Genomic DNA, 12,994 nt, shown 5'->3' on the forward strand with positions numbered 1-12,994 from the left:
TTCATAGGTTCCGAGTCTGGCCCCGGCAACGAGTGGCATGTGGCGGGCCAACTATACCCCGACGGCCACGCCCTAAAGCCCTCTCCTGGAACTCCGTGTCTCTGCGGACTCCTGTGATCCTGCGTGGTTCTGTTCTCGGCGACTCCCTGTGATCCAGCGTGTCGCGAGCAGGATAGGTCCGAGGATGAGGACCTCCGTAGAAACTGACCGCAGGTTGATCGCCAGGAAATCGTCGCGCCAGTAGCGACGGGATATCGGCCCGAACACTTCCCAACCCGTTTGCACGTGGGCGTCCGACAGCGGCCAGAAGGCCATGATGCCGATCGGCACAGAGGTGTCACTGCCGAGCGCGTCCAGCAACGGGTGCGACATCCAGGCCAGTGCCACCGCGAGCCAGATCATGAGCCGTGACGAGGCGACGGGCCAGCGCTGCCAGGCCGCAAACGTCGCCACGATCACAGCCGCTCCAACGCTGTGGGTCTCCATGCTGTGGCGGCCGATGAGCAGGTCCAGGTCGGGGGCAATGCCGATGGCAACGAGGATGGCGGTTTGCCGCAGTAGCGAACGCCGGTCCGCCGGCGCACCCGAGACGCCCCACCCCACGGCCAGCGCCGCCATTCCATGACCAAGCGGTGAAGGCATCGAAGTTCACGATACCCCGGACATTCCCCCATTCAGCCATTTCCGTTCCGGCATTCCCCCATTCGCCCATTCCCACACTGCGCACACTTCGCCATTTCGGACATTTGTGACATTTCGCCATTTTCAGCGCAGCCCCCATGACCCGACCTGTCACGGCTGCCTGTAAGAATCTCCAACAGTCGGACGGACTCAAGGTGGCAAAATATGCAAGCCCGCGCCATAGAGGCGAAAGTCCGAGGTCCCATAACTGGTTGTTAGAATTAAGGATAGAGGCACACATTGTCGAATTTTCGCTTGACTCACCCCTGGCACACTTCTAGAATGTCCTACGGCCCAGCCGTGGTCGCGTCGATTGGCGGCGGCCCCGCGGGGAGGATGACTAAACCTATGGCAGTAGCAGATCGCACAGAAAAAGAAGACCGGTCGGGGGATCGTGAGCGCACCAAGGCCGTGGAGCTGGCGGTGGGCCAGATTGAGAAGCAGTTCGGCAAGGGCTCGATCATGCGGTTGGGCGGAAAAGACTCGATTGCGCCCATTCCGGTGATTCCGACAGGCTCGATCAGTCTCGATTGGGCGCTGGGGGTGGGTGGCTTCCCCCGCGGCCGTGTCATCGAGATCTTCGGACCGGAGTCGTCGGGTAAGACGTCGCTGGCCTTGCACACCATTGCACAGGCGCAGAAGCTGGGTGGCGTGGCGGCATTCATCGATGCCGAACATGCCCTGGACGCGAAATACGCCCAGAAACTCGGTGTAGACCTCGAAAACCTGCTGGTCTCTCAGCCCGACAACGGTGAGCAGGCCCTGGAGATCACCGAGGTGCTCATCCGGTCAAACGGCGTGGACGTGGTGGTGGTGGACTCGGTTGCCGCCCTCGTGCCCCGGGCCGAAATCGAGGGTGAGATGGGCGATGCGCAGATCGGCCTGCAGGCCCGCCTGATGTCGCAGGCCCTGCGCAAGCTCACCGGCGCCGTCTCGAAGTCGAAGGTCTCGCTCATCTTCATCAACCAGTTGCGCGAGAAGATCGGCGTCATGTTCGGCAGTCCCGAGACCACCACGGGCGGCCGCGCGTTGAAGTTCTACTCGTCAGTGCGCGTGGACATTCGCCGCATCGGTGCCATCAAGGACGGCGATGCCGTGATCGGCGGCCGCACACGCGTGAAGGTGGTCAAGAACAAAGTGGCGCCGCCCTTCCGCGAGGCCGAGTTCGACGTGATGTACGGCGAGGGCATCTCGCGTGAAGGCGACCTGCTCGACAAAGCCGTCGAACGCAACATCGTCGAGAAGTCGGGCACCTGGTTCTCCTACGGCGGCGAGCGCCTGGGTCAGGGCCGTGAAAACGCCAAGGCGTTCCTCAAGGCAAACCCCGTCACGACCGACGCGATCGAAGCGAAGTTGCGCGTGGAAATGGGCCTGGCGCTTAATCCCGTGGCCGTAGCCGACGCCGGCAAATAGGCCAGACCGGACGTAATTCCGCGGCTGGATCGCGCACAACGGTGCGTGGTCCAGCCGTTCTTTTTGCGTGGCTGTGATAAAGTTTTCAGGTTCCTGACGCGTCCTCGGGCCGAGGTAGCTCAGTTGGTAGAGCATACGACTGAAAATCGTAGTGTCGGCAGTTCAATTCTGCCCCTCGGCACCATCTTTAAGACACCAGCGAAACACCCATGACTTGGTAGCGTCAGGCGGCGGGCCTGCGCAGCGCGACGACCCCAAGCCCGAGAAGCAGCACCATGAGAAGAGCCAGGCTCTGCCCGCCCATCACCGGGACCGGCGCCGGATACTCAAAGGTGATGAGTGCGTTGTACAGGTCCGCGCCTCCAGGGGCCAGATCATCGAAGCGCACCCGAAGCCGGTAACTGTTCAACGCCGAGGGCAGTTGCTCCAGTGTGACGGTACCGCGTCCGCTCCAGGTCACCCCGAAGTTCGTCGCCGTTTGAGGGATCGCCGGCGTGACACCTCCGAACACGTCCGACAGGCAGTTGCAGAAGCCCGACAGCCCCGTCGGCACCCAGGAGGCGCCGTTGAGGAGTGTTTCCTGTGGTGGGCTGTACTGCAGGTGGTGCCACTGGGCGGTGTTGCCGGAAAGAAGGAGATCACTCAACCCGTCGATGTTGACAATCACCCGAACGCTTCCGGTCTCTGCCAGGACAGGCGAGGACGAGAAAACGAGAAGTGCTCCAACCAAGAGGACACCGGCAGCTCGTGGTCGCATAAGACCCTCCGGGCCGGTCAGATGCAAGAGATGCGCCGATAAGATGATCGACAGTGTCTCCGGATAGACGCGGCTCGACGGGCGAGCCTGCTGCCTTTTCCGCATCCAGCGACGGATTTCCCGCGGAGGCTTCCCCTCCCCCCCGGCCGATCTGCGTTGTGAGACACTTGGACCCATTCACGCGACAGAGGAGGTTGTGATGCGAGTGTCGAAGGCCGTTGGCCTGAGCGCGTCCCTGGCAGCGCTGTGGGCGCTCCGCGTCCTGGCAACATCGGCAGCGGGTCCCCTTCAGCAAGATCAGCGATTCGCGTCCAGCTCTGGAGTCACGCTGGTTGAGGTCGTCGCGTACGTCTCGGACAGGAACGGCCGGCCCATCAGCGGCCTGACGCGCGAAGATTTCGCGCTTGAGGAGGACGGCGTTCGCCAGGACATCACCCACTTCTCACTCGTCGAACTGCCCCGCCATTCGGTAAGCGCCGCTCAGACGCCAGCGCCGTCGGCAGCGTCGGCGGCAGCGCCAGTCGTTGAGACCGCTCCCGCTGGCAATCAGAATGGCAGCGGACGGTCCTATGTGATCGTCCTTGATGCTCAACATGTCGATCCCCTGCGCACGGGCAGCGTCAAGCAACAGGCGAAGAAGTTCATCAATACCTACGTTGAAGCGGGCGATGCGGTCGCCGTGGTGACAGTCGGAGGGCCAGGGAATCAATCATTCACCAGCGACAAGGCCCGGTTGATCAGAGCCGTCGAGATGTTTGTGGGAAGCAAGAGTCGCTCTGCAGCGCTGAACAAGATCGAAACGGTGATGCGTGCCGCCGATGACGGTCCTCCCAGGGACTACGAGACCGCGACCAAGGCCGCCGATGCGCGCACCTTGTTCGACAGCATTCGCACGATCTGCAGCAGCTTTGGTGCGGTCCTGGGTCGACGACGGTCGATTATTCTGTTTTCGGAAGGCATCGAACTCGACATGACCGACATGATTGGCGCCACTGCCGCCAATGGCGGTGCCCCACAGAGCGCATCAACCCTCGCGTCAAGCTACGCCGCGGAGCTTTTGCTGTCGCAACGCGCCATGTACGACTCGGCCCGGAAGAACAATGTTTCCCTTTACACGGTTGACCCGCGCGGAACGAGTATCGGCGAAGACAACATGATGCGGGCTGCCGGACCGCCTGCGGGGCCTTCGGGTCGCGGCACCAACAGCGCGACTCCTCCGCCAACGAGGGACTTTCAGCAGGAGGTGCATCGCAGCCAGGGAACGTTGCGGAACTTCGCAGACCAGACAGGCGGCTTCGCGGTGGTCAATTCCACCGATTTCGATCGCGGCTTCAATCGCATTGTCGATGCGAACAGCACGTACTACGTGCTTGGATACTCTCCGAAGAATCCGGTCACCAATGAACGCTATCGGAAGATTTCCGTTCGGGTGAGCCGCCCTGGCGTGTCGGTGTCTGCGAGGCCGGGCTACTTTCCAGCAGGCCCAGAGCCCCCATCAGCGAGCGCGCCGCCGGTCACGCTGAATCTCAAGGGCGCCAGTCCCTGGATGCAGACGTTGCTCGTAAGCGCGCTGCCCATCCCCGGCCTCGGGATTCACATCGCCGGCACGCCGATCGGACACCGCGGTCAGGATCAGGTGGTGGCTGTTGTGGTCGAACTGCAGTCGGCTGATTTCCGTTTCACGGAGGACGGCGACTTCATCAGGAACGACATCGAAGTGGGATTCGTCGCCGTGGATTCGGACGGGAAGATTCGCGCCGGAAGGGCATCAACCGGCACCCTCCGCCTTCCAAAGACCGAGCGCGCCGCAGTGTCTGGCGGACTGCGCTATGTCCTGGAGATCCCTCTCCCGAACCAGAGTTACCAGATACGCGTGGGGGCGATCGAGTCCAGCGGGGGCACTGCAGGTTCGGCCGTGCTTGACCTCGACTTGACGTCCTCGCGCGATTCCATGGCTCCCGCAGGCATTGTCGTCGGTGTCTACGGTGACAGCGTGCCCACCGCCGGCGAGTATCCCGTGATGAAGTCCCTGCTCACCGCGGTGCCAACGGCATCTCGACGTTTCAGTGCCGATCAGCGGTTAGCTGTCTACGTGCCGTTCCGTGGCCCCCTGCCGAAGCAGGGGCCGCCGGCCGCGGTGATCGTGACGGTCCGCCGCCCGGATGGAACCGTCGTATTCAACAGCCCGGCCACCCTGGCGAAGTCTGGCAACGCCCTCGGGACGAGCGTCCACGGAACGGTAATCGACCTGCCGCTGACTGGACTGGCGCCCGGCCACTACTCGCTGGGCGTAGAAGTGGTCAACGGCGGCAAGGCCGAGGGGATCGCCCCGATATCGTTCGAAGTCTCAGCGCGCCGCTGAGAGGCGATTCATCGCGCGCCAAACCTGTAATTGAGCCCAAACCGGAACAGAGCCCCCTTCACGGCCTGTTCGCTCACTGTGAAGATCGCCGGAAACGCGGGATCTCGAATGCCGCGTACGTTCATGGTACCGAGGTCAACGTGGAGGTAATCAGCCTTCGCACTCCAGGCCGCGCCCAGGGCGACCTCGGTTCCGCCGCCAATCGTCCAGCCCATGCGTGACTCGGTAGCGGAACCTGGATACTGCACCGACTGCACTCCATTCAGTGAAAAGAACCGGAGGTTCGTGTCCGCCTGCGCCTCGCCGTACGCCAGCCCACCTGTCACGAAGAGCAGCCACCGGCTCGCCGGCGTGATTCCAAGCCGGCCCCGTGCCGTGCCCACCCGCTTCAGTTCCAGGCGTTCCTCGTAGCCGTACCCGGTGATGAACGGAGGGGACAGGGGCGCGCGGATCGAGATGTCGCCTTCAATTTGCGCAAACGAAAGATCAGCCTCGACGCCACTGACCACGCGGCCCCGTTGGGAATTCCATCCAAGCTGGCCACCGCCGAACATTCCGTCAACCCGCTTCGCGTAATCTGCGGGCACGGCCGGCGGGTGCGGTCCATCAGCAAGCGCTGTGTCGTTCCATTCGATCCTGCTGGCTGGTGTGCCGCGACCCTGGCCGCCGCTTGCTCCAAGGTACACACCTGTCCATGTAGACGACGGAGCGCGATTCAAGGCTGGGGCCTGGGCCTGGGCCTCAGCCGCCGGGAAGAAGATCGAGCACACCGATACGACGACGCCGAGCCGCGCACAGAATCGGAACATACGGCCTCCCTTGCTGTCCTCTGAGGCTAACACCGCCGGTCGGGTGGACGCCAGCGACGCCGGGCCAGATTCAGAGAGATTTTTGCGGCCCTCCGCGACAAGACGCTCTTCGTCCGCGGCGACGGCCCGGTACGCTACGGCGAGACTTGGCATCATCACCGACGGCATGCGCGCGGGGCGGTGAGGCCCTTGCCCGGCTATCGCGGCCGGCCCAAGATACCAACATGCGATCACTCCTTCGCCGCGCTCTCCGCAATCCCGGCGTCAGTGTCGCCGTGATGAGCATGACGGCCATTGGCATCGCCCTGGGAACGCTTGGCGTCGCGGTGTTCGACGCGCTGCACTGGCGCCCTCTCCCCTTCCTGGACCCGTCAAGCGCGGTCGTGCTCTACTCGCGGCACGAGAGCCTTCGCCAGGTGCGGCCGCAGGTGAACTGGTCGTACGCTCGAGCACAGTTTGTCAGTGAGCGCGCCACCACCGTTGATCTCGCAGGGCCGTGGCGCCCGGCCGCGTTCACGCTGACGGGTCAGATTCCTCCCACCGTGATCAACGGGGAATTCGTCTCCGCTGGCTATTTCGAATTGCTCGGGGCTCAACCGGCTGCCGGACGGCACTTCTATCGCACAGGACGTGCAGCCACTGAGTCCGACGCCACCGTCGTCGTCAGTGACACATTCCGCGCACGCCGGCAACTCGGCGCCGACCCGCTCACTATCGGCAGCACCCTGCAACTCAACGGGCACGAGTTGACGGTCATCGGCATCATGCCTGAAGGCTTTCAGGGAATCACCGGAACCGCAGAAGTCTGGCTGCCGATATCGGTGGCTCCCCAGCTGACCTACCCGGAATTCCTGACTACCAACCAGGACTTCATCACGTTGCTTGCCCGCCGCAAGGCCGGAGTCACGACCGACGCCGCGTCGCGGGAAGTGGCGCTCCTGGCGGCCGACGCCTACCGCGCATTCCCGTCCGACGACGTGAGCGGTGCGGTCACGATCGGCGGAGCCGCCGTGCCGCTGAGCGAGGTGCGGGCGCGACCAGAAGGCCGTCGAGCCGCCCGACTGGTGCTGGCGGGAAGCGTGATGCTCTTTCTGCTGGCGATGGCCAATCTCGCCGCCTTGCATATGAGCCGTTCAATCTCGCGGCGACGGGAAGCCGCGGTCAATCTGGCCATGGGTGCATCACCCGCCGGGCTCTGGCTGATCCTCGCTCGCGATTGGACCCCGCCCGTCGTCTCCGGCGCCCTGATCGCGCTGGCGACACTGGGCGCGTGGATGAGGACGATGGACGCGTTCGATCCGCTCGGCGGCCTGGGGCGCAATGTCATTGGTACGTTCAGTGCCGTCGTGTTCGACGGCCGTTTCGTGGCGTGGTGGGGACTTGCCACGGCGCTGGCGCTCGCCCTGTCCATCGCGCTGCCGGCCATCTGGGCGGCACGACGCACGACACTTGGAGACTTGCGTGCGGGATCGCGTGGCTCGGTGAGCTCTGGCCTCTCGCTCCGGCGGCCCGGCACGCCGGCCGTCATCCTCGGCGTTGAGGCCGCGCTGGCCGTTGTGCTCGTCATTGCCGCCGCTCAACTGCTCGAGAGTTATCGCCGGATGCAGGCCACTTCGGTCGGCGTCGATGACTCGCACGTGCTGACCTTTGAGGTACAGCCTTCTGAACGCGCGGTGCCGCCAGCCGCCGCGGCCGCGTTCGTTGACCGAGTACTCGAATCGGTGCGGACCGTCCCGGGAGTCGTGTCGGCCAGCGTCGACGGCGGTGCGCCGCTGGTCGGCAGCGCGAACACGACACTTCACATCGTTGGCCAGCCGACCGATCCCGTCGCCGGCCCGCCGATGGTGCTGCGGCACTACGTAGGCCCCGAGCACTTCTCAACTCTGGGCGTCCCGCTACGTCAGGGACGGTCGTTTACCTACGCCGACCGTCAGGGGGCGCCTGCGGTGGTCGTCATCAGCGAGAGTGCCGCACGCCAGTATTTTCCTGACGGCGACGCGATCGGCCAGCGTGTGTGGTTCGGTGGTAGCACGCTGACCAGTCCTGACTCGGCCGGCGAAATCATCGGCGTCGTGGGCGACGTCAAGTACGCGCCGCTCCTTGGCGAGCGCACGACCGCCAGCTTCTACACCCCGTACCGTCAGTTCACGTACGGGTGGCGAGTGTATTTCGTGAAGGTGGCCGGCGATCCGATGGCTCTCGCGCAGGCCATCACGGCATCGGTCGGCCGCGTGGCGCCGGAGTGGCCGCTGCTCCACGTTCGCCCGCTTGATGATCTGATCGCGTCATCGTCGAGCGTGTCGCGGCGCGCGGCGCTCGGAACGGGTGCCCTGGCCGCCCTTGGTCTGCTGCTTGCGGCCAGCGGCATCTGGGCGGTAGTGTCCCACTCTGTGTCCCAACGGACGCGCGAAATGGCAATCCGAATGGCGCATGGCGCCACCACAGGTCGCATCATGAGGCTCACCCTCTCCGGCGGCTTGGCCTGGCCGTTGGCTGGATTGCTCGTCGGACTCCTGGCGAGTGTGGCCTTCTCCGAAGCATTGCGATCGCTGTTGTACGGCGTCACACCAGGGGCCCCCGCGCTCGTGCTTGCCGGCGGATGCGCATTCACGCTCATTGCCACGGCCGCCTGTCTCGCGCCTGCGTGGCGTGCGGCGCGGGTCAATCCAATCGACGCCTTGCGGGCAGACTGACGCCCGCGAGAAACGACACGCGTGTAGCCGGATCTGAAGACCAGGCCTCCTTCCGGATGGAGACCGGACCTTCAGGTCCGGCTACATGAATGTCGAAACCGCCTACGCTTGTCGGAGGGTCCCGTTCCGGCGGAGCCGCACATATCCCAGGCCGATCAGCCCCACAGCCGTCGCGCACCCCACGCGCACATTTGTGCTTCTCACCGGCCTGTTCCTGTTGACCTTTGCGGCCGTCTCGCCGCTCTACACAAGCAGCGATGCGACCGCGGCACTGACTGGCTTCATCGCCCAATCAGCGGCACTGATTCTGAGCGCGTCGGGCGCCACCGCTCACGCCGCAGCGAATGTTCTGTGGACGCTCCGCGGTGGGTTTCTCGTCACACACGAGTGCATTTCCACGCCGCTCATCCCTGTCTACATCGCGGCCGTGTGTGCGTATGCTCCGAGCTGGCGCCGGCTCACCCTTGGCCTGCTGGCCGCGATTCCACTGTTTATCCTGCTGGGCATCCTGCGGCTGCTCGTCGTGGCCGTGCCCGCCACCATCATTGCGTCGCCGGAGTTCCTGGTGCACGCGTTTTATCAGTTGCTCCTTGGCGCCGTGGTCGTGGGAGTGGCCGCACATTGGCGCCACAAGCGCGACGGCGCCTTCCGATACGCCGCGGCCGGCATCATGGCCGGTACGCTTTTTGTGCTGATGCTGGCGCCGGTCTACACTCGGCTTGTGGCGTTCCCATCGGCAGCGCTCAGTGAAGGCCCGCAAGGCGCCCTGATGTTCCTGCCGGGCTTTCAGATCGGACTCTACCTGGCCCTGTGGGTGGCGGCACTGACGACAGTCCACTGGCGGCGGCCGCTCGGAGGACTCGTGGTGCTCGCAGTGTCCCACGCCGCCGGTCTCTTCGCTCTGCACGTCATGGCCGCGCCACCAGACCTGGTGACGTGGGTGCCGGCAATCCGCGCCTGGGCCGTGGCCGGTCCGGTGTTGGTGATGGCCGCGGTGGTCGCCAGTGTCCAGACGCGTCGCTGAAGTTGCAATCATCGTCGCTGTCGCCACGGTTATCACCGTGGTCATGGCCTGGCCGGTGCTGCGCGCGCCGTCCGACCGCATCTTCGGCATGGAGATTGTCGGCCGGCATCACGATCCATTCACCGTGATGGCACAGTTCGAGCGTCCGCTCGGTAATGGCATCTACGCCCAGCCCCTCACTGATATTCCAGGTGCATTGATCGCTCGAGTCGCGGGCCCGGTTGCCGCCTACAACTGGCTCGTCCTCCTCACCTTCCCACTCTCGGCGGCCTTTGCGTACCTGCTGGCGCGCCATCTCTGCCTCGCACCAGCGGGCGCTGCCGTCGCGGCGGTGGTCTTCGCCTTCTCCCCCTTCCATCTGGCGCAGGCGGCCTACCATCCGCACATCGCACAAACGCAGTGGCTGCCCTTCTACCTACTGGCGTTGTGGCGGTGCGTGGATCGACCCACACCGTGGGCCATCGCCTGGCTCGCCGCAGCAACGGCAACCGTGACGCTCTCAAATTTCTACTCGGGTTTCATTGCCGCCGTGATCACACCGGTGGCCCTGCTCGCATACTGGCTTGTTGGCCTGCGCACCCACCCGCAACCGCTGCGTCGACTGGCTATAACCGCCGGAACGCTGACCGCCATCGCCGCAGCGGGCCTGGCGTATGTGTCCTTCACAGCCGGCGAGGTCGTGACGAATCGTAGCGCCTTTGCCTTCCGAAGGCCGACCTCTCTCACTACAGCGCGAAGTGGGTGAGCTATCTTGTCCCTCCCATCGAACACCCGTTGCTCACGCAATCCGTCTTTCGCTTCTGGCACGCAGCCGGCGTTCGCGAGGGACTCCTTGAGCAACAGGTCAGCCTGGGATGGGGCTTCGTTGCGCTTGGACTTGTCGCCATCGCCTGGTGGCTGATCAGGGGTCGGCGCATCGAATCCACGCGCTGGGTCCCGGTCCTCGTCGTCGTCGCGTTCACCGCGCTGCTGTGCTCGCTGTCGCCCGAGCAGAGTGATGGCGGGTTTCCCATGCTTCGACCATCCGCGTGGTTTATGCGAACTGGCGCCGATGTTCCGCGCATACGCGCGATTCGGCAGCGTCGTGCAACTGATGGTGGCGCTGCTGGCCGGCCTTGGCGTCACGGTGCTCGTCTCCTCCAAATGGGCAGGCGCAGGGCGCTGTGTGCGCTGCTGCTGGCCCTCGGGGCGGCGGAGTACGCGGTGAGGCCGTCTGCTCTTTGGCGCGACGTGATGCCGACGACGGCGCATCGCTGGGTGATGGACCAGCCCGGCCCCATGCAGGTGCTCGACTGCGTGCCCTACTCGTTGCCCTCGGCGTCGGTGCCTTGGCTGACGGGACATCGGGTCAGGCTCCTCGGTGGACCGTTCAGTGACTGCGGAGAATCCCACGTGGCTCACAAACTGGCCGCGGAGGGCTTCACGCATCTCCTGATCCGGCGCGGTTCGGACGACGCGGCCGCGTTCGGTTCGGGACGGGCCCCTGAAGGCACTGCGGTGGCTGCCAGGCTGAAGGACGGCCTGGTGCTCAAGGTCCCAGCTGCAGTGCCCGCGATTGACACAGCCGAAATGACCGGGTTCTTCCCGCGTGAGCGTGACGGTGATCGCTCCCGGCGATGGATGGGCGCCAGGCCGCCCGGACAGTGGTGAACAGGAGCGCGGGGCCGATTGTTGCCACGCTGAGTCTTGAGCTATCGGCGTTTCACCATGAGCGCCCCTTTGAAGTGCGCGTCGATGGACGGCCGGTACTCGTTTCAGGTGGAGCCCGCTCGGCGCATTTACGACATCGGTCCGCTGACCATCCCTTCCGGCAGCCACCAAGTGGCCTTTCACGCCACTCAGGGCCCAACGATGACGACCGGCCTTGTGACCAACGGCGACACGCGTGCGCTCTCGTTTGCGCTGAGCACCGGAGTTGGACCGTCAGGAGTGAACAGCCATGACCACCCGAGCACGCAAATACCAGAACTTCTGGGAAGGAGTTGGCAAGGGTTTTCCCGACCTCGGCGGCGCCGCGTCCACGCGCTACTACGCGCAAAATGAAGAACGGCTCTTGACCGAGCATTTCCCTGCGCTTGAGGGGCTGACGATTCTCAAAACCGACTTGTGGGATGAGGCCAAGAACACCCGCATTCTTTTGTGGGCCGCCCAGCAGGGTGCGCGCGCCTTCGGCATCGACATCTCCGAACCCACCGTCCGGCAGGCACGCGCCGCCTTCGAAGGCCAGCCTAACGCCCGGCCCCTGCAAGGTGTCGCCGGCGATGTGCGGGATATTCCCTTCAAGGACGATAGTTTTGATGCGGTCTATTCGATGGGCACGATCGAACACTTCGATGCCACCGAGCGCGCGGTGGCGGAGATGGCCCGCGTCCTCAAGCCGGGTGGGGCGCCATCATCGGTGTGCCGAATCGCCACGACCCGTTTCTGCGGCCGGCGCTGGCCACGGTCATGCAGTGGCTGGGGCTTTATGCCTATGGTTACGAAAAATCCTATTCGCGGCGCAAGCTCCGGACCATGCTCGAACGCGCGGGTTTCACCGTCGTCGCCGAGACCTCAATCCTCTTCATCCCCGGGTGGCTGAGGATGCTGGACCTTGCCTGCCACTCGTGGTGCCGGCCGCTGTCGGCGATCACCGGCGCGCTGGTGTGGCCTTCGTGCAACGCTCGATGCGCGGGTGCCCGCCGTGCGCCGCCACGGTTATCTGCTGGCAACGGTGGTGACCAAGACGCGCTGACTACCTCAGGGACGCTGCCGAAAACCCGTGCCCGCCGGGGGAAACGCCGTCAGAGCCTTCTCACAGGACGCCGCTGCAAACGTCGGTCCGGAGATAGTCATCGAACATCGCACGGGTCCCGGACCGCGGTGCCCAATGGCACCACCACCACGTGGTCGCGCCCGACACAGCGGCCAATGGTCCCAGGTCGTGCACCACTGCCCCGCCGACCACGCGCGGCAACACCACAACGATGCGCGCCTCACCTCCGGGGGTGTTCACGACCATTGCCACGTCCAGTGATTTGTCGGAGTCAATATCAGCGCTGGCCGGCCCGGCAGTGCCACGCGGGGGCGCTGACCATGGTCCAGCCCAGGGATCTCGTCGTCGAGCTGCTCCGTGATGGTCTTGGTCATCACGTCCGGCGCGTCCGATCGGTCTTGAACGCCTCCATGGACGGTCACGCCGAGAAACACGCCGGGCACGCCCGCCCAACCGGCAGGTTTCATCATCTTCATCAGTTGTTCTCCTGATTGTGATCC

General features: G+C 64.7%; 13 protein-coding genes and 1 tRNA gene. 9 read left to right on the forward strand and 5 right to left on the reverse strand.

The genetic code is table 11. The annotated features are described in order from the left end of the window. Positions 1–72: 72 nt before the first annotated feature. Entirely contained in the window at positions 73–642 is a 570-nt protein-coding gene (locus IPL75_14825) for a metal-dependent hydrolase (GenBank protein MBK9241497.1), read from the reverse strand. 387 nt (positions 643–1,029) lie between these two features. On the opposite strand from IPL75_14825, the gene recA reads away from it, so the two are divergent. Continuing rightward, the gene (gene recA, locus IPL75_14830) at positions 1,030–2,094 is read left to right on the forward strand and encodes a recombinase RecA (protein ID MBK9241498.1); all 1,065 of its coding nucleotides are present in this window, start codon (positions 1,030–1,032) and stop codon (positions 2,092–2,094) included. A gap of 108 nt (positions 2,095–2,202) precedes the next feature. After that, positions 2,203–2,278: transfer RNA gene (locus IPL75_14835), tRNA-Phe, on the forward strand. Positions 2,279–2,317: 39 nt separating this feature from the next. Here the strand turns inward: IPL75_14835 and IPL75_14840 are convergent. Further along, positions 2,318–2,761, reverse strand: a complete 444-nt coding sequence (locus IPL75_14840) for a hypothetical protein (protein ID MBK9241499.1) — start codon at positions 2,759–2,761, stop codon at positions 2,318–2,320. A gap of 289 nt (positions 2,762–3,050) precedes the next feature. On the opposite strand from IPL75_14840, the gene IPL75_14845 reads away from it, so the two are divergent. Continuing rightward, positions 3,051–5,213 (forward strand): VWA domain-containing protein, encoded by a 2,163-nt coding sequence (locus IPL75_14845; GenBank protein MBK9241500.1) that lies wholly within the window; start codon positions 3,051–3,053, stop codon positions 5,211–5,213. Positions 5,214–5,221: 8 nt separating this feature from the next. Here the strand turns inward: IPL75_14845 and IPL75_14850 are convergent, their stop codons facing one another. Then, a complete protein-coding gene (locus IPL75_14850) occupies positions 5,222–6,022 on the reverse strand; it encodes a porin family protein (GenBank protein MBK9241501.1) in 801 nt (266 codons plus the stop codon). A gap of 224 nt (positions 6,023–6,246) precedes the next feature. Here IPL75_14850 and IPL75_14855 point away from each other — a divergent pair, with 224 nt between their 5' ends. From IPL75_14855 to IPL75_14880, 6 genes are all read left to right on the forward strand, one after another. Next, positions 6,247–8,715, forward strand: coding sequence for an ABC transporter permease (locus IPL75_14855; GenBank protein ID MBK9241502.1), 2,469 nt, complete (start codon positions 6,247–6,249; stop codon positions 8,713–8,715). A 193-nt stretch (positions 8,716–8,908) separates the two neighbouring features. Continuing rightward, positions 8,909–9,739 (forward strand): hypothetical protein, encoded by an 831-nt coding sequence (locus IPL75_14860; protein MBK9241503.1) that lies wholly within the window; start codon positions 8,909–8,911, stop codon positions 9,737–9,739. Beyond that, on the forward strand, positions 9,720–10,484 hold the full coding sequence (locus IPL75_14865; GenBank protein ID MBK9241504.1) for a YfhO family protein: 765 nt from the start codon (positions 9,720–9,722) through the stop codon (positions 10,482–10,484). The genes IPL75_14860 and IPL75_14865 overlap by 20 nt, the downstream gene beginning before the upstream one ends. Next, entirely contained in the window at positions 10,481–11,389 is a 909-nt protein-coding gene (locus tag IPL75_14870; GenBank protein MBK9241505.1) for a hypothetical protein, read from the forward strand. Before IPL75_14865 ends, IPL75_14870 begins: the two co-directional genes overlap by 4 nt. 289 nt (positions 11,390–11,678) lie before the next feature. Further along, a complete protein-coding gene (locus IPL75_14875; protein ID MBK9241506.1) occupies positions 11,679–12,320 on the forward strand; it encodes a class I SAM-dependent methyltransferase in 642 nt (213 codons plus the stop codon). A 12-nt stretch (positions 12,321–12,332) separates the two neighbouring features. After that, on the forward strand, positions 12,333–12,473 hold the full coding sequence (locus IPL75_14880; protein ID MBK9241507.1) for a hypothetical protein: 141 nt from the start codon (positions 12,333–12,335) through the stop codon (positions 12,471–12,473). Between the two features lie 60 nt (positions 12,474–12,533). On the opposite strand, the gene IPL75_14885 is transcribed toward IPL75_14880, so the two are convergent. Both IPL75_14885 and IPL75_14890 read right to left on the reverse strand, forming a co-directional pair. Continuing rightward, a complete protein-coding gene (locus IPL75_14885; protein MBK9241508.1) occupies positions 12,534–12,734 on the reverse strand; it encodes a hypothetical protein in 201 nt (66 codons plus the stop codon). Further along, complete coding sequence (locus IPL75_14890) at positions 12,731–12,970, reverse strand: hypothetical protein (protein ID MBK9241509.1); 240 nt, start codon at positions 12,968–12,970, stop codon at positions 12,731–12,733. Before IPL75_14890 ends, IPL75_14885 begins: the two co-directional genes overlap by 4 nt. Between the last annotated feature and the right edge of the window lie 24 nt (positions 12,971–12,994).

The sequence above is a fragment of the Acidobacteriota bacterium genome (assembly GCA_016716905.1).
GTDB lineage: Bacteria > Acidobacteriota > Vicinamibacteria > Vicinamibacterales > SCN-69-37 > SYFT01.